Genomic DNA, 26,167 nt, shown 5'->3' on the forward strand with positions numbered 1-26,167 from the left:
TTGTCCCCTTTATTTTATCTTTTTTAAATCTTGGAAGTTAATTAATTCAATATGATTATCTTTTACCCAATCTAATACACGTTTATCGGTTAGAATCGCTAATTCTTTTGTACGTTGAATATTATAAGAAGAATGGGTATATAAATATTCATCAACAAAAGCCGGATGGCACATTGTTTCACAAAGATCTTTTTCTAAGATATGATCATAATCTTCAATGAAATATTCTAAAGAAAGCTGATCATCATAGAAATAATTTAAAAATTCCGGTCTTTCGTAGTTTCCGCCAACATAATCAAATGAACAGCGAACAGGTACATCATATTTTTCAATCAGTTTTTTTGTTTGTTCATAAATGCGTGGATAAGAACTGGTTCCATGATGTGAATCAAAATGATCTGGCAGACGTCCGTTTAATTCTTCAAAACGTTTTAACTGAGCACAATATTCTTTGTAGACCTCTTCATAGTTTAATTCATCTTCTTCGATTGGTTTTTGTTTGTTTTTAATATGCCAATCCTGTGAATGGAAAGTTCCGTCCGCTTCCACTAAACTGGGTACATCTTTAGGATCACTTACCGGTTTTCCTGCCGTTAGAGTAAAATGGATTCCTATTCCCAAATTCGGATAATCCTTTGCCATCTGAGCTGCCTGAGCGGCAAAAGGCATTCCTACCATCATGGTTGTGGAACGTAATATACCTTCCTTATGTGCTTTTAAAATCCCCAAAGTAACGCCTTCACACATACCAAAGTCGTCCCCGTTAACAATAAGTCTTGTCATTAATCTATGTCCTCCTATCTATAAGTTATAGTATAGTGGGAATAGTTAAATAATAAATGCTTTTTAATATTCTGAAAATTATCTTTTTAATCAGAGCAAAAAAACTTCTGAAGGCAGAAGCTTTTTACTTTATTTTCTTTAAATCCTGAAAGTTTATTAATTCGACATGATTGATCTTAATCCATTCTAATACACGTGGATCACATAAAACAGATAGTTCCTTTGTACGCTGAACATTATAAGAGGAAGTGGTATAAAGGAAGTCATCAACAAAAGCCGGGTGACACATGGTTTCCACTAAATCCTTTTCTAAAAGATGATCCTGATCTTCAGTGAAATATTCAACAGCTGCTAGTTTATCATAAAAGGTGCTAAAATATGCCGGTCTTTCATAATTGCAGTCGATATAATCAAATGAACAGCGGGTAGGCACATCATATTGATCAATGAGTTTTTGCAGCTGAGCATGCAGAAGTGGATAATCACTTGATCCATGATGAGAATCAAAATGATCGGGCATATGTCCTGTCAATTCGATAAAACGCTGTAATTGAGCACTGTATTCCTTATAAACTTCTTCATAGTTAACCATATCCTGTGGATTCTTTTTATTTTTTTCATGCCAGCTGTTGGAATGGAAGCTCCCGTCAGCTTCTACCAAGCTGGGAATCTCTTTAGGATCACAAACCGGTCTGCCGGCAGTCAGATTAAAATGCAGTCCAACGCCTAGATTTGGATAGTCCTTTGCCATTTGTGCCGCCTGAGCAGCAAAAGGCATTCCTGTCATCATGGTGGTCGATCTTAAAATCCCGTCTCTATGTGCTTTTAAAATTCCTAAGGTGACCCCTTCGCACATACCGAAGTCATCCCCATTAACAATAAGTCTTGTCATGATTAAATCCTCCTATCTATAAGGTATAGTATAGTGAGGAATCTAAAATAGAATCTGTATTTTTATAATTTGAAAAACAGATTTTGATACGCTATATTTGAATTTTTGAATGAATAGGGCTATTATTGTAAATAATGGGAGTAGGAGGTGTAAGCATGGAACTTATGTTAGATATAATCAAAGATACACTCATGATCGTTCCGGTGATCTTTATTATCTATTTGATTTTAGAATATATTGAGGATAAAGACTGGCTGCACCATCGCTTTAAAAAAGCAGGACCCATCGTCGGCGGACTGATTGGGATTTTACCGGAGTGCGGCACCAGTATCATGGCATCGAAATTATTTAGTACCGGATTGATCAGTTTAGGCACATTGATTGCTATCTTTGTTTCTTCCAGTGATGAAGCGGTAATTATTTTATTGACAGGCTCTCATTTCAGTAAGGATGTTTTATGGTTATTATTTTTGAAACTGGTTTTTGGTATCCTATTGGGTATCTTTGTGAATTTCCTAGTTCATTTTCCAACACCAGCGATAAAAGAAGAAGCAGAGGAAGATCATTGCCATCACCATTGGCGACATGCTTTTGAACATACATTAAGAATTACACTATTTGTTTTTATCAGTCAGGTTGTGATTTCTTTAATTATTGCGTTTATCGGTGAAGACCAAATTACCGGTTTTTTAAATACGCATCTTCTTTTACAACCGATTATTGCCGGATTAATTGGATTAATTCCAAATTGTGCCGGCTCAATGATCTTAGCTCAGGTCTATTTAAATGGTCTTATCAGTTTTGGTGCTTTGTTTACCGGATTAAGCTGCAGTACCGGATTAGGCATGCTGACGCTGTATCGTTATCATAAAAATAAGAAAGAATGTTTGTTTGTCACCTTGCTCATCTATTTTTCAGCTTTATTTGCCGGGTATGTATTCTATAGATAATCTATAGAATGTATGGCTGAGTAGGATAAAGCAGTAATAATTTACGATAGATCATATTAAGCTTATATTCATTGATAAAAAGATGTTCCAGATAGTTGAGCTCCGACAGCATAGTCATTACCACATAGCTTCTTTTTTCATAGTATTGTCCACGGCTGTAAATTTGTGTGGACTGATTCATCAAACGTATCATTTTAAATTCTAATTGATAGCGGACTCTTGTTTCAATATAGAAATAAAGTAGGCAAAGAATGATTCCGGTTAATATATACAGCATAATAAATGTCACCCCTCCTATTATATGCATCTAAAAGACAGGAGGAGGGCGAATAAAATAAAATTCCCGTTATTCTAAAGAGAATAGCAGGAATTTTTAATTACAGCAGCTCACTATATCTTTTGATATATTGTTTTTTGATAATCGTGGTCAATATTACATAACCGGTAATGATAAACAGTAATCCAGCATAATAGATTAAAGGAAGTGGTGAAAGACCGATTTTTTCCCCGATAAAGGTGTATGGGATAACAGTAAGGATCAAGATACCAGACAGAGTAAAAAGAGTTAATGGCTTTGAAGCTCGACTTTGAAAGAATGGTAGTTTTGGGGTGCGAATCATGTGAATAATTAAGGTTTGGCTCCACATTGATTCAACAAACCATCCTGCTTGGAACAATGAAACAAATAAAGTCTGCATGGCTGGATCCTTTAACTGATGAAACATACCTCCACAAATCATCGGACAAATCAGAAAATACATGAAGATAAAGGTGATAATATCAAAGATAGAGCTAGCTGGTCCTATCCATACCATGAATCTTCCTATTGAAGATGCGTTCCAAGGTCTTGGCATAAGCAGATAATCTTCATCAACATGATCCCAGGGCACAGCGATGCATGTAATGTTATAGATGAGATTCAATAATAGAAGCTGAACTGAAGCCATAGGCAGAAATGGAAGAAAGGCACTGGCAATCAAAACTGAAAAGACATTGCCAAAATTAGATGAAGCAGTCATTTTAATATATTTAATCATATTGGCATAAATCTTTCTTCCTTCGATAATACCATCTTCTAATACCATTAAGTCTTTTTCTAAAAGGATAATATCTGCACTTTCTTTGGCAATATCAACAGCAGTATCTACTGAAATGCCTACATCTGAAACTTTCATTGCGGAAGCATCATTGATGCCATCCCCCATATACCCTACAACATGTCCGTTATGTTTTAAAATATTAACAATTCTTGCTTTTTGTGCAGGTGAAAGTTTAGCGAAGACAGTAGTGGTTTCTGCTTCCTGAGATAGCTGACTATCACTCATTTTTTCAATGTCACTGCCTAACAGGACATGATCTGCTTTTAATCCCACTTGGCTGCAGACACTTTTAGTTACTTTTTCATTATCACCCGTCAATATCTTCGTTAGCACGCCATAGGTCTGCAATGCTTGAATGGCTTTTGCGGTCGTTTCTTTTGGTGGGTCTAAGAAAGCTAAATATCCCATAAATACCATATCTTCTTCATCTTTGATTGAAAATTCTCCAACTGGTTTTGGATTTGTTTTTTGAGCTAAAGCAATCACTCGTAATCCTTGTTGATTCAATTCCTCGGCAATATGCTCAATCATGGTTTTAAGTGTCTCATTTAAAGGCTGGATTTCACCTTGATATTCCACGTAAGCACAGATTTTAAGCATTTCCTCAACTGCCCCTTTGGTAATCATCTGCGTTTTTTTGTTTTTATCTTCAATCACGACACTCATGCGGCGGCGCTCAAAATCAAAAGGAATCTCATCAATCTTATGATAACCTTCTTTACAGAAGGAAGCATCCATGTTCTCTTGTGCAAACTGAATGATAGCTATGTCTATTAAATTTTTTAATCCGGTCTGATAATAGCTGTTTAGAAATGCATGACGCAATACTCTTGTGTTTTCGTTACCGGTAATATCCAAATGATATTCTAATACGACTTTATCTTGAGTGAGAGTACCGGTTTTATCTGTGCATAAAATATCCATTGCTCCTAAATTTTGGATTGCATTCATATTTTTAACAATCACTTTTTTGTGAGACATCGCAACTGCCCCTTTAGCTAATCCGGTTGTTACGATCATCGGCAGCATTTCCGGAGTTAATCCTACCGCCACAGAAATAGCGAATAAACCAGCTTCCATCCAATCGCCTTTAGTCCATCCATTGATGAAGAAAACAATCGGAACCATCACCAGCATAAAGCGAATTAATACCCATGACACTGAATTAACGCCTTCTTCAAAACTGCTTTTTGGTGGTTTTTCATTCAGCGTTTTAGCGATTGTTCCTAAAACCGTGCGATAACCCGTCGCTAAAACAATGCCGACCGCACTGCCACTAATGACATTGCTGCCCATAAAGGCTAACTGTGGATGTGAAAATAAATCATCATAATGCTGATCAGTGTTATATTTTTCCACCGGTTCACTTTCACCATTCAAAGCGGACTGACTGATAAATAAATCTTTTGCTGATAGAATACGCAGATCAGCCGGAATCATATCACCGGCAGAAAGATGAACGATGTCCCCTACGACGACATCTTCTAATAAAATCTCTTTTTTTCCAATAGATTCACGTTCTACACAAGTTGTTGTCATAATCATTTTTGAAAGTTTAGCGGCAGCGTTCCCACTTCGGCTTTCCTGAACGAAACGCAGTGTACCGGAAATTAATACGAGAATAGAAATAATAATGACTGTAGTGGGATCTTTATCCTGAGGATCCGCTAAGATGACATCTGTAAATAAAGAAACAATCGCTAAGACAAGTAAAATAGCTGAAAAGGGATCTGCAAACGCTAAAAATAGTTGTTTATAAAGCGGATTTCTTTTTTGATGGTCAATAATATTTTTTCCGTCTCTTTCCTGTCTTTCTTCTACTGTCTCAATAGTAAGTCCGTGCATTGAACTTTCTAATTGGTTAAGTAACGAACTCACTGGCATAGCTGCTAATTTTAGTAACTTTTTTGATTCTAGCTCTTGCTGTGTAAATAATTTTTTGTTTTTTAATTTCATTTTTTGTACCTCCTCTTTTTTTAAAAGGCACAAAATTAAGAACTTCTATTAAATTGTTAATGAGAAAAGTGGATTTAAATCCGTTTTTCTCGAGACTCGCTCTTTTGATTTTGTGCCGCTGCTACTGGAATCTAAATCCATTTTTCCCACCTCCTTTATTATAAATTGGGCATAATAAAAACCCGTCCACACGAATGGCAGACGGGTTTTAGACATGCTTAAAACAAGCATGATGAAAACATCTGCCAATCTTTACAACCTCGATACTCATCCATCATGCTCATCTCCTTTCAATAAAAAAACCATGGAAGCCAACGGTCCATGGAAAATGTTCTTTCTTTTAGTACCGTTCAAGCTTTAGCTTTGCAGGGCGATGAAACTGCATTATGCTATACCTTGACGATATAACCTGTTCAAACCAACTCATGATGTCTCCATCATTTCGCGGCAGCAGTCCTTATCCCTGTAGGAGCCTCACCTACCAGATTATTTTATTCTTACACTAAAATTATATGACGTATAAAACTTTTGTCAACCACTAAATATATATTATGTGTTTATTCTATCTTTTTTTAGTCAGATTAACTTTAAATAAACTGTCTAAATTTACGAGGGGCAATACATTTTTTTGTATTAAATTTATTGTGTATTCTAAAAATGTTATGATGATAGAAAGGAGGGAAACCATGAAAAATAGATTTCACCGTTATCAAAAATATCTCCTCATTGGTCTTATCATTATCTTAGGTCTTATATTGTTACCTAAATTGAAGCCTGAGCAGAAATGGGAGTACCCACCTGCAGTGATGAATGAATCAGATAATTATTTTGATTATCAGTCAGGATTAGAATGTTCAGGCTATTCTTCGGCTTATATACTGCGTTTTTTTGGAGAGACCGCTGATGGGAAGCATTTATATGAGAATTTCCCAGGAAAAATTCCTCAAGGGGCAACTCCGGATGGAATTGTTACTTTTTTTCGTACACAGGGATACTCAATCGAATTTAAGAAGAATGCCAGTATTGAAGAATTGAAACATGATATCAGCTTAGGAGTGCCCGTCATTTCTTTTATTCGTGTCAACATGGAAGAACCCAATACGCACTATGTGCCTATCATCGGCTATGATGAAGATTATTTTTATTTTGCCGAGAGTTTATCTTATATGGCGAACTGTCAAGATGAAGAACTCCCATATAATCGTAAGACTTCTATAGAGGTGTATAAAAATTTGTGCAGGAATGTAGAAGGAATGTATGAATGCCCCTATTTTGTGATTTCTAAACAATAAAAAATATCTGGAAATACATTCGTTTCCAGATATTTTCTATAATGGAATGCGATTACGTGGATTTCGCTGTATTAAGATTTCACGTTGTTTGTTGGAAGTTACATGTGTATAGATTTGGGTAGTGGTTATGGAACTATGTCCTAAGATTCGTTGGATATAACGTATATCAACGTCTTCTTCTAGTAATTGTGTTGCAAATGTATGTCGAAGCATATGAGGGGTAATATGCTGGTTTAATTTCAATACACGTTCATAGTGCTTTAAAATAAATCGGACAGATTGTTCAGATAAACGCTTCCCGTTCCGATTAATAAAAAAGAAGATTGAATCATCAATCTGATCCTGAAATAAACAAGCATACTCTTTTAATATTTGCAATACTTTATAGTTGCCTATATAAAGATTTCTTTCTTTTGCTCCTTTTCCATAGATCAATAGTTGTCCTTGATCAAGGTTAATTTCTTCTTTTTTAATATTACATAATTCGGAAACTCTTAATCCGGTAGAAAAAAGCAATTCGATCACAGCGGCATTACGCGTGGTCGTTTTTATTTCATAAGGAGAACGGCTTTGGCGGATATCATCATAAGCTTTTTTTAAGATCAATGTCATATATTGAAGATCTACCGTACGGGGAAGCAGCAAAGGTTCTTTATATTTAAAACGTATTTTATTAAAGGGATTATAGTCAATATAGTTATCTAGCTCTAAATAATTAAAAAAAGCCTTTAGACTGGCAATTTTTCTTTTGATCGTCCTTGGTTTTGAATAGAGTCTGGATAAATAACCAATATAATCATTCAGTAATTCTCTGGAGCATTCTCTATCCTGACTATAAGTTAAGAACTGCTTTAGATCAATTGAATAAGCTTTAATGGTTTTCATGTTTAAATTTTTTTGTAATCGGCATTCATTTAGATAAGTCTCTAATCTCTCTTTCATCTTTATTCCTCCATTTATACCTGTACTAAATGGTAATGTAACAAGGATGATTAGTAAAGTAATTGTAATTGCCAGTATATAGTTATTTACTAAAATAAATAGAAAGTGCAATGTGTTATAAGGAAAATTTATAAATAGTGGTTAATATCGTATTGTTTCACTACTTTTTTTCCTAGCAGAGTCATTGCCTGCGTTGGACACTGATTGATACAGCGATAACACAAGGTACATTGATCTTTAGCCGCAGCTTTGCCATTCGTCATATCAATATTTTTCATAGGACATAATTTTACACATTTTCCGCAGCCAATACAACGAGTTTCATTTATTTTTAACTTATTTGAGTAATGTCTTGTTTTCGTATAGAAGTATAGTCGTTGTCCAAATAATCCAATAAGATGGGAGAATAAACCGATTCCCTCTTGTGATGGATGTCCATTTTGAAAATTATATGCCGCTTGTATTATTTTCTTTTCTGCTTCAAGAATTGATGTTTTATTTTTTTCTGATGAGTGTTTCAGGACTTTTTCATCAGCGATACTATCCGGCATTTTTAAATGCAGACCACCAACAATGTGAGCACCTTGTTTCTTTAATAAACGAGCGAGGATTCCGGCCCCATCCCCACTGAAAAGCCCCATTGTAGCAATAATAAAAATTTCTTTATTTTTCCAAAGAACTGTGTTCTTCATGATAAAATCTCTTAATATTTTAGGTATATTACTGTATTGAACAGGATAGGCGATGATGATCTGAGTATGGTATTTAATTTGCTCAATCGCCTTATGATCTTCAATTGAGAATATTTGAATATCTTTAAATTCTTTTAAGAAACGTTCTAAACAATATTTTGAATTCCCTGTTCCACTAAAGTATAGACCAACCATCTTTATATCTCCTTTCAATTATAAGAAAAGGACCACCAAGTGATCCCTTAACTCTCTTATGGTGCCGACAACTGGAATCGAACCAGCAACCTATCCATTACGAGTGGATTGCTCTACCGTTGGAGCTATGTCGGCAATGAATACATAAGATATTATACATCAAAGAAAGTAAAGAGAAAAGAGTCAAAGTCAAATAAATTTTAAAAAGAAATATCTTTTAATTATTACAACTATAAGTCTGTTTTCAAAAATAGTTAATAGAATCTCATACACGGACATTGTGATTAAATAAATGCCATGTTACAATTTGTAAGGGGATACAATTTGGAAGGAGCAGAGCTATGTCAAATTATATGGGAACTGTATTCAGATTAATTAATAGTTGTAATACACAAGTGGCTAATAATAATGATTATAATATCGCAAGAACAATACTATCTTATGTAAATGATTTAGAGATCGTTTCATTGGAAGAGTTAGCCAATCAGGCAAACATATCACAAGCAAGTGTTAGCCGCTTTATTAAAAAGATGGGCTTTAAATCTTATCAGGATTTTAGAGAATCCTTTCAAAAAGCCTTCTTAGAAATAAAATTAAGTCGTAAACTAGCAAATGTAACGCAGTATCCTCATCGTTCGGTAGAAAAGATGGCTGACCAGATTCATCAAGAAGCAATAGATAATTTAACGAAAACAAGAGAAATTGTTCCAACACATTTACTGCTCCACATAATTAAAACCATGAAAGAAGCGAGTTCAGTTAGCTTTTATGGAGATGACCATGCTTTATCAATCTTCTACACCTTGCAGTTAGATTTATTGGCTAACGGAACCCCTTCCTATTTATTTAAAATTACAGATGTGCAAGGACTGCATATGCAATTTATAGATCAAAATTCCGTAGTAATGTTTTTTAATGTATATAGTGGCTTTTTCAGTAGTGAACAAAAGGAAATACTGGAAGTGGCTAAAAAGAACGGGGCTAAGATTATTGTATTTACTCAGGATGATTTAGAGAGTGATGATTTATTTGATTTAATTGTTTACTATGGTCAAAGTAAAAGCTTGAATACAGGTTATTATTCTTTGTTGTATATTAGTCGTATTCTATCTGAGTTGTTTTATTATGAGATGTAACTTTCATTTTATGAAAGTTGCTTTTTTTTATTTGATAAAGCTTTCTGTTTTAAATATGGAATAATATGTGAAATCGTTATATTTTTAAAGTATAGATAAAGAAAGGAGACTATCATGAATAAATATTTATTAAAAGTGTTTAAAGGAGGTTTGACATTCGTGTTAATGGCATCTACAATGAGTTTTAAAGTCATGGCCGCAGAAACCTATCAACCCGGAGCAACTGTGATAAAAGATGAGTTATCCCCATCTGGATATACAGTTCATTTTGTTTATAAGGATACAAGCGGAAAAACGGTTGAAAGTGTTAGTGTAACTGGACCTTTTCAGTATGTTGATCCCAATAAAGATCTGAAGGCAGCTGATAACCAGTATGGACCGGATGAATATGTCAATGGAATGTATGCGACTAATTTTGCACCGGGAGCGGGGATGGCAAATGGCTGGGGTTACACAAAAACGATGGTGTACAATGCTTCAGCTAGACAATATGAAGCAGATTTTCCAATCACGAGTGGAAGCTATGCATACAGCTATATTGTGAAGTACGTTGGTGAAGATGCGATCACTATTGATGATCCGGCAAATCCATCACCGGCAAAAAATAACGGCAATAGTGACATTGCGACTGGGGACAGCACACATAGTATTGTGTATGGCAGATATGATGCAGATAAGCAGTCAAAGTCATTAAACTTAGACTATGTGCTTCCGAGTTCAGGCAGTAAGGGGACTCAGCAATATGTAGAATACACAGGAAATTTAAGCAGTCATCAGGATTTAGGAATATATCTTCCGGCAGGCTACGATAAAAATCGTGAAAAACCATATAAAGTAATCTATGCCAGTCATGGCGGTGGCGGAAACGAAACGGATTGGTTTGCTATGGGACATGCCGATAACATTATGGATAATTTAATCAGCAGCGGACAAACAGAAGAAGCGATCGTTGTCACAATGGATAATGCATCTTATAATTGGGATTTTGCCAAAATAGAAGACAATGTCCTTCATTATATTATTCCTTATATGGAAACAAACTATAATGTTTCTGCTTCAGTAAATGATCGTGCCTTTTGTGGTCTGTCTATGGGCGGAATGACAACAACCCATATGTATTTTGATCATCCTGACGCATTTGGTTATTTTGGTATTTTTTCAGGAACTGACATGAAGGCTTTAACGGATAAACCAGAATTATCTTATCCGATTGTTACTGCTACTGTTGGAACATGCGATATTGCTTCAGCAACAATTATGTCCGGAGAAGATATCAAGTACGAAGATTTAGTAAAATGGGCAGCAGATAACTCTATGGATAACTTCATAGATGGTGGTTATTTATACGGAGCTCATGACTGGTTTGTATGGGCACAAAGTTTTCAGCATTTTGTTCAAAATATTGTGTGGAGTCAAAATAATGAGGATATCTTTACTAAAGAATTATTGAATAACAATTATGCCGAAGTGGGCCATTTGGCAGTGACTAAAATATCTGGTGATCAAACAAGTTTAAATGGCGTTTATCATGTAGATGAAGGAACACAGAGTAATCCATGTGGTCTTGAAAATAATGGATCAAGTATGTATTTTATTGCAGATGAAAATAAAACACTATTAATTGATGCAGGAAATGGTTTTTATTCAGAAGATTTTAAAGTGATTATGAATGCTTTATCTGTGAATCGTACATTAGAGGTTGCGATTACTCATAACCACGGAGATCATATCGGTGAATTAAAAAATAAAACGATAGCAGCAGGAACGAGAGTATATATAAGTGAAGGCGATTATGATGAAGCAACACAAGCTTTATTAAAGGATTATGATGTCTCTTTAATTGCGGAAGGAGATACTATTGATACCGCACAGTATTCATTAGAAGCAATTAATTTAAGAGGACATACTGATGGATCAATTGCATATCTAGATGCTAAAAGACAAGTCTTATACTCCGGAGATGGCATGGGATCTAGGTTTGTTTGGCTGCTTTTTACTGAAAATCCATTAACCACATATGAAGTGGATATGAAGGCATTATATAATACAGTAAAAGAAATGGAACAACTCACTATTTTGCCAGGTCATGCATGGCAGCAGACTTATGGTGAATTAGCACCTGGAGAAGAATTAAACATGCAATACATAAAAGATATGTTGGCTTTGTTACAGGCGATAAAAGATGGTAATGCAGCGATGGAGGATTATCAGGCATTAAATAGAGAAGGGGATGTAGCAATTACTTATAATGGATTAAAGGCAGCAATTGATACAACACGCTTAGCCGTTCAGCAATTCACAGCAGAACCTACTCCTCCTATAGAAAATGAAGAACAACAAGACACACCAAAAGTGACACAACCTAAAGTTGCGGATACGGGAGATGCTACATCTATTATCGGTCTTGCGAGATTAAGCATTTTAGCGATAGCAGGTATATTTGCTTTAACTAAAAAGAAAAAAGTATAATGTTTTAAGAATTGTGTAATACGCTCCTACCAAAGTGGATAAATGAAGTTATATAAATTCATTCATCGATAGAGGTAGGTTTTTTTATTGTAAAATAAAGTCACAGCGCCTATATAAAGATTCCTAAATATAAGAAATAGATTTTAAGTCCATCACATAAAAAAAGAGCTGAACGCTCAGATAGCTAACTACCTATCTTTTCGTTACAGCTCTTAATCCATAAATTCTAATTGTGATTCTTGTGAATTTGCTTCAACAATTTTATAGAAGTATTCTTTTTGGCTCATACCATCGGCTTCTAATTCGGTTTCGATTAATCCATCCTTAATTCGAAGCATTTTGGTTGAATAACTTGCGATCGTTGCATCATGAGTTACCATCAAAATTGTAACTCCTTGTTCCTTGTTTAAACGACGGAAAATAGAAAGTAATTCATGTGAATTCTGACTATCTAAGTTTCCGGTTGGTTCATCGGCAACAATTAAACGAGGGTTAGTGACTAAAGCTCTGGCAATCGCCACTCTCTGTCTTTGTCCTCCGGAACATTCGCTCGGATGTTTTTCTAAGGTCATATCGATATTCAACTGTTTTGCAATATCTGTCACACGGGTTTTAATCTCATCTTTATTTACATTCGCTAATGAGAGAGGTACGCCAATATTATCTAAGATCGTTAAACTCTCAATTAAATGAAATTCCTGAAAAATAAAGCCTAAGTTTTTATAACGAAATTGTCCTAATTCGTATTCTGTCATGCTGACAACATTGGTTCCGTTAATATGAACAAATCCTTTTGAAGGAAGATCTATTGTCGATAAAACGTTCAACAAAGTAGACTTTCCACTTCCGGAAGGTCCCATGATACAGACGAATTCTCCTTCCACCATATTCAAATCAATTCCTTTTAAGGCTTCAACTTTCTGATCATCAAACTGACCGTAAATTTTTTTGACACCTTTAGCGGTAAGTACAGAATTTGTTTCCATTTAGTGTCCTCCTTCAATATAATTAAAAATAACTTTTTTATAATTTTGATATGTGATGAGTCCAACCAGTACGATTGGAATCAGATAGGCTAAGACAAGATTAACAGCGATCGCTATCGGAAGCAAACCATGCTGAATATAAATAAAGAGAATGATACCGATATATAAAGTTGGAATAAACAAGATAATGCCGTAAAGCCCTAATGTTTCAAAACGCATGATTCTTTTTAAATCTTTACGAACAAATCCCAGTTTATATAAAGATTCAAACAAGGGTCCATTCGATGAATTCTCCACAATGACACGATATACGATACAGAAGGTCATTAGGAAAATGATTACCCCATAAGAAAAGTAAATCAAGGTACTGTTGCTGGGATCATCATGATACGTAATACATAAACAGATCATACAGATGATAGCGACAATGATAATTTTAATCAAGGTTGCCGTTCTGGCGATTGAGTAAGAGAGATTCCCAAAACCAATCAGACGAATCTTATGATTCATATTAAAGTGACGTTGCAGGAATTCAAATAACTGTGGAAGTCCACGCTTGAACAAACCGGAAATTCCATAAAGTCCTATACAAGAAACAATGAGAAAGACCATTGTATCATTACTGGCTACAGGGACTTGAAAAAAGACATATAACGGAATGAGTGCCGTTATCCAGTAGACAATAATCGGCATACGGATGGAAGAAGCGGGGGCTTCTGCTTTCATTGTATTATTAAAATGTAATAATTGAAGGATGTCATGACGATACGCATATCCTGCATTAACAACAGTCAAGGCAGCCGTTTGAGTTAATAACGTAATGATTGACATGACAATCGCTTGAGTAGAAATATGCCAAAGGTTACCGGTAATATGAAGACTGCTGTAAACAATCTGATTCAAGATCGGATTCGCTAGATAACCGATCAAAAAACCTAACGGAATGGCGGCGAGGATGATCGCAAAGTTTTGAACAATCAGATAAATACTGACACCACCAACACCGGCTCCGGACATCGTATAAATCCCTATTTCTTCGTTCTTTTTAGAAAGGAAGAAGCCATTGGCAAAACAGGCTGTAGCCGAAGCAATCAGCATAATGGCAAGAGAAAGTAAGTTACTAAATCCCATTCCGGTACTAATTTCATTTCCAATAATATGATTATCCATATAATTAAAGAATAAGAAAATCACAGCAGAAGAACAAATGAGTGACAGCCCATAAAAGAATGTTTTTTGATACTCTAGTTTGAGCATCCTTAAAGCAAATTTAGCTTTACCCATTACTGAAATAATTCCTGTGATTCTTTTGAATTTGCATCGACGATTTCATAATAATATTCTTTTTGGGTTTTATTTAGTTTTTCAATAGTTGTTTCCAACTCACCATCTTTAATAAATAAGAGTTTTTTAGAAAAGCTGGCAATCATGGAATCATGAGTTACCATCAAAATCGTAACACCATCTTCGTCGTTTAACTGCTTGAACAGTCTGAGAATTTCGTGTGAGTTTTCACTGTCTAAGTTACCTGTCGGTTCATCTGCAACAATAAGTTTTGGCTGGTTGACTAAAGCTCTGGCAATAGCGGCACGCTGTCTTTGTCCACCGGAACATTCTTCTGGATATTTATGCAGCAGATGGTCGATTCCTAATTTTTTTGCGACCGCTTCTACATCTTGAATAATCTCTTGTTTAGATTTATGAGACAATGAAAGCGGCACAGCAATATTTTCAGAAATAGTCAGGCTGCCAATCAGGTTGAAGTCCTGAAAGATAAAGCCAAGGTTTTCATATTTAAAGCGACCTAATTGTTCCTCTGTCATGTCAGTGACATCCTGTCCTCCGATCACGACACGACCGCCAGTAGGGTTATCAATTGTTGAGATAACATTTATAAAAGTTGATTTTCCACTTCCGGAAGGTCCCATAATACAAATAAAATCATTTTCATTGATCGTCAAGTCAATCCCTTTTAAAGCTTTGAACGGTTGTTTTGTATGCAGTCCATAAGTCTTTTCGACTCCGGTTGCTTTCAATACTTCATCCATATTTTTCCTCCTTAAATATTTGCAATAATCGTACGTTTATAAACTAAATAAGCAATGAATGCGGTAATGCAGATCGGGATTACATAGGCTAAAACTAAGGCAATCGCAAAACTCAATACTACTTCCTTGGCAGCAACAAAGCGGCCTAACATAATCACAATATAGCTGGTCGGGAAGAAAAGAATAACCCCATACAGCATCACAATCTCTTTTCTCATGATCGCTTTTAACTGTTTCTTTAGATATCCTAATTTAAAAAGTGACTGATATAATCCTAATCGGGTAGATGTCTCTAAAATAATCTTGTATAAAATACTGGTTGACATTAAGAAGATAATAATGCCATAAGAGAGCAATACGATAAATAGATCCTTTGGGCTATTGACATTGATAATGATCAAGCCAATAAATAAGATAATCGAAAGAATAATAATCGTCATCAGCATTCCCGTAGATTTCAATGAATAGGAAAGATTCCCATAAGCAATCAAAGAATTTGATTTTGTTAAATGGCTCTTTTGTCTATACATAATTAACTTTGAAAGACCTACCTTCAATAATCCCACGATACCAAATACGCCAATGCAGGAAACAACAACAAAGATCATTGGATCAAGATCAACGATAAAGAATAATACGATTGGAATCAGATAGAGAATCCAATAAAAGATAACAGGTGTCTTAATTGGTTTCGTTGATTTCTTTGTCATCGATTCCTGTTCATTTAATAACGTTTTGATTTCCGTACGGTAAGCATAACCGGAATTGACTAATGTCAATGCAATAATCTGTGTCAAAATTACGATGGTACTCATAATTAAGCCTTGCATTGAGACATAGTACGTATTGGCTGCGACATCTAATGAAGCATAGATAAATAAATTAAAGAAATGATTGAAAATATAGCCAACACCAAACCCGATTGGAATACTTAACCCCATGATTACAAAGTTTTGAACCAAAAGATAGCCAGCTACCGCAAATACACTGGCACCGCTCATTGAGGCAATCGCAATCTCATTTGTTTTACGTGAAATAAAAAATGAGTTAGCAAAGCAGGCATTTGCACATGCAATGATAATAATAAATAACGCTAATATTTGATTGGCACCGCTTTTTTCAGAAAGACTGTTGCCTAAATAAATATTATCGATATAGTTGAAAAATACAAAAATAATTGATGTCGATAAAACTAACGAAAGGCCATAAAAAAAGCACTTTTTAAAGTCTAATCGCAACATCTTGAGGGAGAACTTTAGTGTTCCCATGTCATCACCATCCTATTTTTATAATACTCTTTAAAAGCAATTACATCAAGATTAAAATAATTAAAAAGAATAAAAATAATTTTTATAACCATTATCTCTAATAAAGCAGGAAATAGAGCTTTCAAAATATTTTATTTCCTTTATGTAATTACTGTTACTTCATTATCATACACTTTTAAAGCGGTTACATCAAGAAGCAATTTTCTGTTAGAGAAAATAAAAATCACACTCAAGGTGTGATTTAAGCTAATTAATAGTTCTGTGATCTTACTTCAAAATATGATTTTGGATGGTCACATACCGGACATTTCTCAGGAGCATTTTCTCCTACATGGATATATCCGCAGTTACCGCATTTCCATACTGTGATACCATCTTTTTCAAATACGGCACCTTCTTCAATGTTTTTAAGTAATTTTAAATATCTTTCTTCATGTTCTTTTTCGATTTTACCTACTTCTTCAAATAAGAAAGCAATTTTATCAAAACCTTCTTCTTTTGCTTCTTTTGCGAAAGTAGCATACATATCTGTCCATTCGTAGTTTTCACCGGCAGCAGCATCTTTTAAGTTTGTCATTGTATCAGCAACGGCACCACCATGAAGTAATTTAAACCAGATTTTAGCGTGTTCTTTTTCATTATTAGCAGTTTCTTCAAAAATATTAGCGATTTGAACATAACCATCTTTTTTAGCTTTACTTGAATAGTAAGTATACTTATTTCTTGCCTGAGATTCTCCGGCAAATGCTGTTTGTAAGTTTGCCTCTGTTTTTGTTCCTTTTAAATCTTTCATTTTATTACCTCCAATATTTCTTTCTGTATTTATCATATCCCTAAATATTACAAAAGTCAATATCTAAATAGTAATTATTCCTATTTATTTTATAGATTAATTTAAACACAAAAATGTTTTTCGATTAACTATTGACTATATCTTTTTGAATTGATAATATTGAATAGTTACAAAGGAGTGATATAGTGGAAGAAAAAGAAAATAAAATGGGCTATATGCCTGTCAGTAAATTACTGATTTCAATGTCTCTGCCGATTATGATCTCAATGCTTGTTCAAGCATTGTATAATATTGTGGATAGTATCTTCGTTGCTCAATTAGGAGAAGATGCTTTAACAGCGGTCTCGCTTGCTTTCCCGGTACAATCGATTATGATTTCGGTGGCTGTCGGAACGGCTGTTGGTTTAAATTCATTGATTTCAAGAAAATTAGGACAAAAAAGAAAAGATGAAGCGAACTTAGCGGCAAGTCATGGCTTGCTTTTAGGGATTTTAAGTTACTTTGTCTTTGCGTTATTTGGAATTTTCGGTTCAAGAATGTATTTTGAAGCGTTCTCAAATAATCCGGTAGTTATCGATATGGGAGTACAATATATCAGTATCTGTACGATCTTCTCATTCGGTATCTTTTTACAGGTTATTTCTGAAAGAATCATGCAGTCAGCCGGTATTACCATTTACAATATGGTAACACAGCTGGTTGGAGCTGTTACGAATATTATCTTAGATCCGATTATGATCTTTGGTTTATTTGGTACACCCAAGTTTGGGATTGCCGGAGCAGCGATGGCAACCGTTATCGGTCAGATCGTCGCAATGCTGTTATCGCTGTTATTAAATCATTTAAAGAATCATGAAGTGCGTATCGCGATTAAAGACTTTAAGTTAAATGGTTATTTAATTGGTGAGATTTATCGTGTTGGGGCACCGAGTATTGTTATGCAATCGATTGGTTCCGTTATGACCATGGGATTAAATGTCATCTTAGCTTCTAGTCAGGCAGCTATTTCTGTATTAGGGGTTTACTTTAAATTAAATAGTTTCATCTTTATGCCGGTGTTTGGATTAACCAATGGATTGATTCCAATCTGTGCTTATAACTTTGGAGCTAAGAAAAAAGATCGTATCTTGCTTGCGGTAAAAGATGCACTGATTTATGCAGCGATTATCTTAACGATTGGAATGGCAGTCTTCTTAGCAATTCCGGATAAGTTATTGATGATGTTCAATGCTTCTTCAGAAATGCTTAGAATCGGAGTACCGGCATTGCGCTTTATATCTTTATCATTCCCATTAGCTGCGGTAGGAATTGTTTTATCTTCTTTATACCAGGCATTAGGAGAAGGAATGTACAGTTTAATCATGTCAGTATGTCGTCAGTTATTAGTTATTTTACCATTAGCGTACATATTGAATAAACTCTTTGGAATGACTATGCTGTGGGCATCGTTTGCCTTTGCCGAAGTTATCTCTTTATTCATCTGTTTATACTTGTATAAACGCTGCTATAAAAAGCATTTAGTCGAAATTGATCCCAAAGCAGCTTAATGGCTGCTTTTTTGTTTATAGTGTAAAACTATTTACAAATGTATACAATTTATGCTATAGTTAGTTTCGACTTACATAGTCGATAGGGGTGCAGTACTTATCAGTATATCTAAGGAGGCCGAAAGCCGATGAATTAGATAGAAAGGATTTACTGCCGAAGTGGTTATGTCAAAATAACTGCTGGGGTCATATTTAAGAGGTATGACACTGTCTTTATAGCTGCCGCTATAAAGGAGCACTACTTGGCGCTTGAGGATGATTTTATAATGTCTTTATGCCGCAAAGTGGTATAGAGACATTTTTATTTTGAGGAGAGACTTATGGAAAAAAAGAAAAAATTTAAAATGCCCCATACCTACGTCATCATTTTCGGAATGGTTATTTTAGCGGCCATTTTAGCGAATGTCGTACCGGCGGGGCAATTTACACGTGTAACCGATGATTTCGGGAACACAGTTGTTGTTGCAGATTCATTTCAATACATACCTAAGATTGGGATTGGTCTGTTTGATATATTCGTATCGATTCAGTTAGGGTTTATTGATGCCGGACAGATTATTTTCTTCATTATTTTTGCCTATGCTTTTGTTTACATGCTGTTGAAGAATGGAACATTTGATGCTGTATTAGGAGCCACTTTGCGTAAAGTCGGCTCACGTATTGAACTGATTATTCCGATCTGTATGATTGCCTTTGGTGTTTTGGGAAGCACGATGGGTTTATTCGAGGAAACATATGGGTTATTACCGATCTTTATTTCGATTGCGATTGCCTTAGGCTATGATGCGATTCTAGGGGGATCAATCGTTTATATTGCGGTAGCAGTTGGATTTGCCGCAGCAACGATCAATCCTTTTACAATTGGGATTGCCCAAGAGGTCGCCGGAGTTGAATTATTTTCCGGTTTAGGTTTCCGTATTCTATGTTTTGTGGTATTTATGAGTATTGCCATTATTTATGTGTGGCGTTATGGTAAGAAAGTTAAAAATGATCCGACAAAATCGATTCTTTATGGAGAAGAGATGGAAATCAAAGAAATCGGATCAAAAGAAACGATGATGAACACGAGCTTTACGTTCCGTCATAAACTATCTTGTTTATTGTTTGTCGTGACGATTGGGATGCTGCTTTATGGAACGATCCAATTAGGATGGTATATCGATGAGATCGCAGCACTGTTCTTTATTATGATGTTAGTGGCTGGGTTTATTTCCGGATTTACCCCTAGTCAGATTGCTGAATACTTTATTGAAGCCGCTAAAGAAATGATGTTTGGGGCATTGATCTGTGGATTAAGCAGAGCGGTTCCGATCATCTTGGAAAATGCTTGTATCATTGATACGATCGTTTACTGGCTATCAAGCGGATTACAGCAGTTTACCGGATATTTAAGTGGATTAGGTATGTTGTTTGTACAAAACATCTTGAATTTCTTTATTCCTTCTGGTGGGGGACAGGCATTGATTACTATGCCAATCTTAGCACCGGTAGGAGAAATGGTGGGACTGAATCGTCAAATTGCAGTCTTAGCTTTTCAATTTGGAGATGGATTCTCTAATATTTTCTGGCCAACGTCTGTCTTTATGATGTGTGGAATCATGGGAATGCCGGTAAACAAATGGTATAAGTTTGTTACACCGCTATTTGGGTTATTGTTAGTAGCAGAGATTCTTCTGCTTTGCTTAGCGATTTTTATTGGTTTTAGTTAGGAGGAGCGATATGGAATTAAAAGAATGTGTATATACGAAAACAGAGGAATTACTGGAAGAATTTAAAGAAGTCAATGATTATATTTATGCGCATCCGGAATTAGGGAATGAAGAATACATGTCTTCTCAATACCTTGTGGATAAGATTAGTCAATATGGTTTTGAAGTTACCTATCCTTATTTAGATTTGCCAACAGCCTTTAGGGCAGAGTTGAATTGCGGAAAAGGACCGAAGATCGCCTTTTTAGCGGAATATGATGCCCTGCCGGGATATGGTGAATCTGGAGATCAGACAGCTCATGCCTGTGGACATAACTGGATTGCTGCTTCTACTTATGGAGCGTGTGCAGTGTTAAGTCAGCTAAAAGATCATTTTAACGGAACGATTGTGTTTATCGGAACACCGGCAGAAGAAACAACAGGGGGGAAATGTGATTTAGTTGATCGTGGGGCCTTCGATGATATTGATGCGGCTTTTCAGATGCACTTAGGAGCAGAAAATAATTTAAATGTTGTAACCTTAGCGATTGATTCGATTGAATTTAATTTTGAAGGAGTAGCTGCACATGCGGCGGCTTATCCGGAACGTGGGATTAATGCTTTGGATGCCGTACAATTAACTTATGCTGGGATCAATGCATTGCGTCAGCATATGCAGCCCGATGCTCGTGTACATGGGATAATTACTAATGGCGGGCAGGCAGCCAATACAGTGCCTAACAAAGCACAATGCCAGTTTTATATCCGTGCTAAAAAAAGGGCATATCTGGATGAATTAACGCAAAAAGTCATTAATTGTGCAAAAGGAGCTGAATTAATGACAGGGGCTAAATTAACTTATCGCCATTTTGAAAATTCTTATGATGATTTGATTAATCATCCAGGCTTGATAGCTTTAGCGAAAACAACAATGGAAGATTTAGGCGTTACAGATTTCGTGGAAAACGATGAGAATGCATCAGGATCAAGTGATATTGGCAATGTCTCTCATGTATGTCCGACTTGCTATATTGAGTTGAATACGGGAGCGAATCCTCCTGCTTATGCACATAATGAGGATTTCTTGAACTGTGTCAGCGGGACACTGGCTTACCAGACTCTGGCGATTGCAGTCAAGACAATGGCGTATACCGCATTACAAGTCTATTTAGATCCAACTATTATCAAATAAAAAAGTCAATGAGTTCTTGATAAGATATAAAAACCTCCTTTAGACAGTTCAATTATTTTTACTGTCTGTTAGGAGGTTATTACGTCAATAGAACCTATTGATTTTTTTTATTTTACTTCAACAATCTCATATTCACGGTGACCTAAACCAAGTTTTTCAGCATGCTCCAAACATACTTTCCAATCGGTAATAGGAGTTGTATTCTTGAAATGGTCATGATGATCGCAGAAGCCTTCCACATGTGTGTTGTCATCAAGCAAGCTTCCTTGAATCGGTGCCATACGATTGCAGGCATCAGCACATGCCTGATCTAAAGCTACCGGATCAAAGCTGGCAAACATTCCCACATCAGGTATGATTGGCAAGTCATTTTCTCCGTGGCAGTCACAGTAAGGGGAAACATCAATGACTAAATTGATGTGGAAAGCTGGTCTGCCGTCTAATACGGCTTTTGAATATTCTGCGATTTTTTTGCTTAAATCGTCTACGGCACTGTCATTATCATTGTGAATAGCGTCGTAATTACATGATCCTAAGCAGCGCCCGCAGCCCACGCATTTACTGTGATCAATCGTTGCTTTATGGTCTTTCCCAAAACTGATGGCTCCGTGTGCACAATTTTTGGCACAGAAACGACAGCCTACACATTTACTGTGATCGACAGTAGGTTTCCCGGAATTATGCTGTTCCATTTTTCCGGCACGGCTTCCGCATCCCATTCCGACATTCTTTAAACAACCGCCAAAACCGGTTAATTCGTGTCCCTTAAAATGACTTAGGGTAATAAAAACATCGGCATCCATCACAGCACGTCCTATTTTAGCGTTCTTTACTAATTCTCCGCCCTCGACAGGTACTTCGACATCATCGGTTCCTTTTAAACCATCTCCGATAATAACATGACATCCTGTAGAAAAAGGAGAAAATCCATTTTCGTAAGCTGCTTCAAGATGGTCTAACGCATTTTTTCTACGCCCTACATACAATGTGTTGCAGTCTGTCAGGAATGGTGAACCACCTAATGATTTAACGACATCCACAACCACCTTGGCATAATTAGGTCTTAAATAAGAAAGATTACCCGGTTCTCCGAAGTGAATCTTGATAGCGACCATCTTTTTGTCAAAGTCAATATCACCGATTCCGGCTTTACGAATTAACTTCTCTAACTTTTGCGGCAGACTTGTACCCGGACGAGCACGTAAGTCTGTATAATATACCTTTGATTTTTCCATAATTTATTCCTCCATTAACTTTATCATACTCCAAAATAGGCTCAGGTGTTAACTTATTTTTATTCTTCACCAAAAAGTATCGTAGCTTGAATCGCTTTATCCCACTGCTTCAATTTATCCGCCCTTTCTTTTTCTTCCATTTTGGGCTGATAGATGGTTCCGCTAAGACAAAGCTGACAAATCTCATTTTGATCTTTCCAATAGCCAATGGCTAAACCGGCTAAATAGGCTGCCCCCAATGCTGTTGTCTCTTGAATAACGGCAGGTTTAACCGGGATATTTAAAATATCACTTTGAAACTGCAGCAGGAATTGATTCATAGAAGCGCCCCCATCGACCTTCAATTCATTTAGCTGCAAGGCAGCATCTTCTTTCATAGCAGAAATAACGTCTGAGGTTTGATAAGCTAACGATTCCAATGTTGCACGAATGATATGTTCCTGCTTTGTTCCTCGTGTCAGTCCGTAAACGGCCCCTTTAACATGAGGCTTCCAGTAGGGAGCACCCAATCCGGTAAAGGATGGGACAACATATACCCCGTCATTATCTGCAACAAGCTGTGCACGTTCTTCACTTTCATTTGCACTGCGAATAATTTTCAAGCCGTCTCTTAGCCATTGCACAGCAGCTCCGGCAATAAAAACACTCCCCTCTAACACATAACTGACTTTTCCGTTAATGCGCCAGCCGACCGAAGTCACTAAACCATTTTTAGAATGAATGATATGATCTTCTGTGTTCATTAATAGGAAGCAGCCAGTTCCATAGGTATTTTTTACATCTCCGGCTGTAAAGCAGGTCTGCCCAAATAAAGCTGCCTGCTGATCCCCGACAATGCTGCAGATCGGAATCTGTGTGTCAAATAACCCCTCACAATACCCATAGATCCTGCTTGTGTCCACGATTGTAGGGAGCATGCAGCGAGGAATATTCCATAATGTGAGCAACTGTTCATCATAATCCAATGTCTCTAAGTTCATTAATAGTGTACGTGACGCATTCGATACATCACTCATATGCTGTTTACCCTCTGTTAATTTATACAGCAGCCAAGTATCGATCGTACCAAAAAGCAGTTCTCCTTCTTCGGCTCTTTGCTGTGAATGGGTCTCATCTAAGATAAAGCGAATCTTGCTGGCACTAAAATAAGGATCCAATAATAACCCGGTTTTTTGTTTGATCCACGGCTCTTTGCCCTCTTCTTTTAATCGCTGAGTATAGCAATCACTTTGACGTGACTGCCAAACAATCGCATTATAAATCGGTTTTCCGGTTGCTTTATCCCAAATGACAGTTGTTTCTCTCTGATTAGTCATTCCGATTGCGGCAATCTGTTTAGCTTTGACTCCGGTTTTTGCCAGCACTTCAAACATTACCCCGACAACACTTGCCCAAATATCATTAGCATCTTGTTCAACCCAGCCCGGCTGTGGATAAAAATTATCTAATTCTTTTTGAGCGATCCCAATCACCTGTGTCTTTTTATCAAAAAGAATGGCTCGGGTACTGGTTGTCCCTTGATCAATCGCCATAATATATGTTTCCATGTGATAACCTCTTTTCTATAATATCACTTTAGCTTAATTTAATCTGTTTGTCCACGCTGTATCAAAATTAGAAATCAGTAAATAAAAAATTGTATAGCATTTGCTATACAACTTTAGAATTTTTTATGTAATAATAACGCCCTAACAGCATAATCGTTAAACAAAAAATCAAGTAATAGATAAACAGTGAGCTTTGAATTCCTCCGGATAAAATAATTAATGAACCCACCGTCGCTAAAAGGGGACAGATGATCCCTTTAAATTTACTGGTAATCTCTTTAGCTTTATATAAACGATATACCTGATAATAAAGCATGATGTAAAGAAGATAAGAAATAGCGATGGAGATTTCAGATACATCACTGTTAGGCAATAGATGGTATTTCGCACAGATGTAATGGACAAACATCCAAAAGACAGCTAATACATAGGCAAAAACAGCAGAATAGATCGGAATGCCATGATGGGATACTCCAGCAGAGAGTTTCTTAGAAAAAGGCATCATAGTCTCTCTTAATGCCAAAGAGTAGGGAGTACGGATAAAACCGGTCACTAACCCATTTACCGTTCCCATAACTGAAATAATCACAAAAATCACAATCATTTTAGAAAATTGTACGCCAACTAACTGACTGGCTGCCACACTGACATGCTGATCTCCTAAAGCCATAACATTCTGAGGTCCTAAATAAGAGGAGATTCCGACAAAATAAGTGACATAGATAATTAAGATAATTAAAGGGGCAATCGTTAATGCGCGTGGCAATGTTTTTTTAGAATCCTTCACTTCATGGGCAATGGAGGTAGAAACGATCCAGCCATCATAAGAATATGCGATCGGTCCTAAAGCACTCAGCCATGTCACTGAGAAAAGTTCATTGGTACTTATATGTGTCAATCCACCAATCGGATCACCAAACAGAAGCCCTAATATTCCTAATAGAAATAAAGGAATCATTTTAACGATTGTCGCTCCGTTTTGAATAGTTTTTCCTATCATCGGACTGACGACATTATAAATAAAACATAAGGTTAGAAAAACTAAACCAATCATAATTTCTAATTCCAATGAAGCATTTAAGTGAAATAGTATTCCCGTATAAACGCCAATCACCCAAGCTACTACGACAGTAATCGTCGGGTAGTAGATAAAGGTCTGAAACCAGCCAAAGCTGCATGCCGCCTGATCACCGATAAAATCCTGAGCATAGGTAATCATCCCACCGGGATTTTCACTGCGGCTGGCAAGTTGACCGATGGTTAAGCTGCCAAAGATAATCGAAAAAGCGGCTAAAGCAAACAGACACACCCCAAGAAAGATACTTCCGTTAGTCGCTACTAGTATATTGTCACTTTTAAAGAATATTCCTGAACCAATACAGATCCCAATAATCATCGTAATGGCAGTGAATAATCCATATTGTTTATTGTTTTTCATGCACTTACTCCTTTTCTT

Annotated in this window: 21 protein-coding genes, 1 tRNA gene and 2 riboswitches; of the genes, 7 read left to right on the plus strand and 15 right to left on the minus strand. The window is 36.2% G+C overall.

Annotated elements, in window-relative coordinates; all coding sequences use genetic code 11:
- Positions 1–9: 9 nt before the first annotated feature.
- Both chbG and ACLRVU_RS04920 read right to left on the minus strand, forming a co-directional pair.
- Complete coding sequence (gene chbG / locus ACLRVU_RS04915) at positions 10–783, minus strand: chitin disaccharide deacetylase (RefSeq protein ID WP_412890936.1); 774 nt, start codon at positions 781–783, stop codon at positions 10–12.
- Between the two features lie 124 nt (positions 784–907).
- On the minus strand, positions 908–1,675 hold the full coding sequence (locus ACLRVU_RS04920; protein ID WP_412890937.1) for a carbohydrate deacetylase: 768 nt from the start codon (positions 1,673–1,675) through the stop codon (positions 908–910).
- A 155-nt stretch (positions 1,676–1,830) separates the two neighbouring features.
- On the opposite strand from ACLRVU_RS04920, the gene ACLRVU_RS04925 reads away from it, so the two are divergent.
- Positions 1,831–2,625: a putative manganese transporter gene (locus ACLRVU_RS04925; protein WP_412890938.1), complete on the plus strand. Its 795-nt coding sequence runs from the start codon at positions 1,831–1,833 to the stop codon at positions 2,623–2,625.
- Position 2,626: 1 nt separating this feature from the next.
- Here the strand turns inward: ACLRVU_RS04925 and ACLRVU_RS04930 are convergent, their stop codons facing one another.
- On the minus strand, positions 2,627–2,902 hold the full coding sequence (locus ACLRVU_RS04930) for a hypothetical protein (RefSeq protein WP_412890939.1): 276 nt from the start codon (positions 2,900–2,902) through the stop codon (positions 2,627–2,629).
- A 100-nt stretch (positions 2,903–3,002) separates the two neighbouring features.
- Complete coding sequence (gene mgtA, locus ACLRVU_RS04935) at positions 3,003–5,681, minus strand: magnesium-translocating P-type ATPase (RefSeq protein WP_412890940.1); 2,679 nt, start codon at positions 5,679–5,681, stop codon at positions 3,003–3,005.
- Between the two features lie 335 nt (positions 5,682–6,016).
- Positions 6,017–6,174, minus strand: a riboswitch (M-box (ykoK) riboswitch).
- A gap of 193 nt (positions 6,175–6,367) precedes the next feature.
- Here mgtA and ACLRVU_RS04940 point away from each other — a divergent pair.
- A complete protein-coding gene (locus ACLRVU_RS04940) occupies positions 6,368–6,973 on the plus strand; it encodes a C39 family peptidase (RefSeq protein ID WP_412890941.1) in 606 nt (201 codons plus the stop codon).
- Positions 6,974–7,009: 36 nt separating this feature from the next.
- On the opposite strand, the gene ACLRVU_RS04945 is transcribed toward ACLRVU_RS04940, so the two are convergent.
- The 3 genes from ACLRVU_RS04945 to ACLRVU_RS04955 all read right to left on the minus strand — a co-directional run bounded on the left by ACLRVU_RS04945 (position 7,010) and on the right by ACLRVU_RS04955 (position 8,937).
- A complete protein-coding gene (locus ACLRVU_RS04945; RefSeq protein WP_412890942.1) occupies positions 7,010–7,915 on the minus strand; it encodes a tyrosine-type recombinase/integrase in 906 nt (301 codons plus the stop codon).
- A 128-nt stretch (positions 7,916–8,043) separates the two neighbouring features.
- Positions 8,044–8,802, minus strand: coding sequence for an EFR1 family ferrodoxin (locus ACLRVU_RS04950; RefSeq protein WP_412890943.1), 759 nt, complete (start codon positions 8,800–8,802; stop codon positions 8,044–8,046).
- A gap of 59 nt (positions 8,803–8,861) precedes the next feature.
- Positions 8,862–8,937, minus strand: a tRNA-Thr gene (locus tag ACLRVU_RS04955).
- A gap of 206 nt (positions 8,938–9,143) precedes the next feature.
- On the opposite strand from ACLRVU_RS04955, the gene ACLRVU_RS04960 reads away from it, so the two are divergent.
- Complete coding sequence (locus tag ACLRVU_RS04960) at positions 9,144–9,938, plus strand: MurR/RpiR family transcriptional regulator (RefSeq protein ID WP_412890944.1); 795 nt, start codon at positions 9,144–9,146, stop codon at positions 9,936–9,938.
- Between the two features lie 114 nt (positions 9,939–10,052).
- Positions 10,053–12,407 carry an alpha/beta hydrolase-fold protein gene (locus ACLRVU_RS04965; RefSeq protein ID WP_412890945.1) on the plus strand — a complete coding sequence of 785 codons (2,355 nt, stop codon included), beginning with the start codon at positions 10,053–10,055 and terminating at the stop codon, positions 12,405–12,407.
- 212 nt (positions 12,408–12,619) lie between these two features.
- On the opposite strand, the gene ACLRVU_RS04970 is transcribed toward ACLRVU_RS04965, so the two are convergent.
- The 5 genes from ACLRVU_RS04970 to rbr form a co-directional block, all read right to left on the minus strand.
- The gene (locus tag ACLRVU_RS04970; RefSeq protein WP_147552644.1) at positions 12,620–13,393 is read right to left on the minus strand and encodes an ABC transporter ATP-binding protein; all 774 of its coding nucleotides are present in this window, start codon (positions 13,391–13,393) and stop codon (positions 12,620–12,622) included.
- The gene (locus tag ACLRVU_RS04975) at positions 13,394–14,677 is read right to left on the minus strand and encodes a hypothetical protein (protein ID WP_412890946.1); all 1,284 of its coding nucleotides are present in this window, start codon (positions 14,675–14,677) and stop codon (positions 13,394–13,396) included.
- A complete protein-coding gene (locus tag ACLRVU_RS04980) occupies positions 14,677–15,441 on the minus strand; it encodes an ABC transporter ATP-binding protein (protein WP_412890947.1) in 765 nt (254 codons plus the stop codon). Before ACLRVU_RS04980 ends, ACLRVU_RS04975 begins: the two co-directional genes overlap by 1 nt.
- 11 nt (positions 15,442–15,452) lie before the next feature.
- Complete coding sequence (locus ACLRVU_RS04985; protein ID WP_412890948.1) at positions 15,453–16,709, minus strand: hypothetical protein; 1,257 nt, start codon at positions 16,707–16,709, stop codon at positions 15,453–15,455.
- 250 nt (positions 16,710–16,959) lie between these two features.
- A complete protein-coding gene (gene rbr, locus ACLRVU_RS04990) occupies positions 16,960–17,502 on the minus strand; it encodes a rubrerythrin (protein WP_041140090.1) in 543 nt (180 codons plus the stop codon).
- A 185-nt stretch (positions 17,503–17,687) separates the two neighbouring features.
- On the opposite strand from rbr, the gene ACLRVU_RS04995 reads away from it, so the two are divergent.
- The 3 genes from ACLRVU_RS04995 (at position 17,688) to ACLRVU_RS05005 (ending at position 21,929) form a co-directional block, all read left to right on the plus strand.
- Entirely contained in the window at positions 17,688–19,049 is a 1,362-nt protein-coding gene (locus ACLRVU_RS04995) for an MATE family efflux transporter (RefSeq protein WP_412890949.1), read from the plus strand.
- Between the two features lie 75 nt (positions 19,050–19,124).
- Positions 19,125–19,298: riboswitch (Lysine riboswitch) on the plus strand.
- A 71-nt stretch (positions 19,299–19,369) separates the two neighbouring features.
- Positions 19,370–20,758: a YfcC family protein gene (locus tag ACLRVU_RS05000; RefSeq protein ID WP_412890950.1), complete on the plus strand. Its 1,389-nt coding sequence runs from the start codon at positions 19,370–19,372 to the stop codon at positions 20,756–20,758.
- A gap of 10 nt (positions 20,759–20,768) precedes the next feature.
- The gene (locus tag ACLRVU_RS05005; RefSeq protein WP_412890951.1) at positions 20,769–21,929 is read left to right on the plus strand and encodes a M20 family metallopeptidase; all 1,161 of its coding nucleotides are present in this window, start codon (positions 20,769–20,771) and stop codon (positions 21,927–21,929) included.
- A 107-nt stretch (positions 21,930–22,036) separates the two neighbouring features.
- On the opposite strand, the gene ACLRVU_RS05010 is transcribed toward ACLRVU_RS05005, so the two are convergent.
- The 3 genes from ACLRVU_RS05010 to ACLRVU_RS05020 all read right to left on the minus strand — a co-directional run bounded on the left by ACLRVU_RS05010 (position 22,037) and on the right by ACLRVU_RS05020 (position 26,149).
- A complete protein-coding gene (locus tag ACLRVU_RS05010; protein ID WP_412890952.1) occupies positions 22,037–23,164 on the minus strand; it encodes a DUF362 domain-containing protein in 1,128 nt (375 codons plus the stop codon).
- Between the two features lie 59 nt (positions 23,165–23,223).
- Positions 23,224–24,711 carry a glycerol kinase GlpK gene (gene glpK / locus ACLRVU_RS05015; RefSeq protein ID WP_412890953.1) on the minus strand — a complete coding sequence of 496 codons (1,488 nt, stop codon included), beginning with the start codon at positions 24,709–24,711 and terminating at the stop codon, positions 23,224–23,226.
- 103 nt (positions 24,712–24,814) lie between these two features.
- A complete protein-coding gene (locus tag ACLRVU_RS05020) occupies positions 24,815–26,149 on the minus strand; it encodes an APC family permease (protein ID WP_412890954.1) in 1,335 nt (444 codons plus the stop codon).
- Between the last annotated feature and the right edge of the window lie 18 nt (positions 26,150–26,167).

It is taken from the genome of Beduini sp., assembly GCF_047239305.1.
GTDB lineage: Bacteria > Bacillota_I > Bacilli_A > Erysipelotrichales > Coprobacillaceae > Beduini.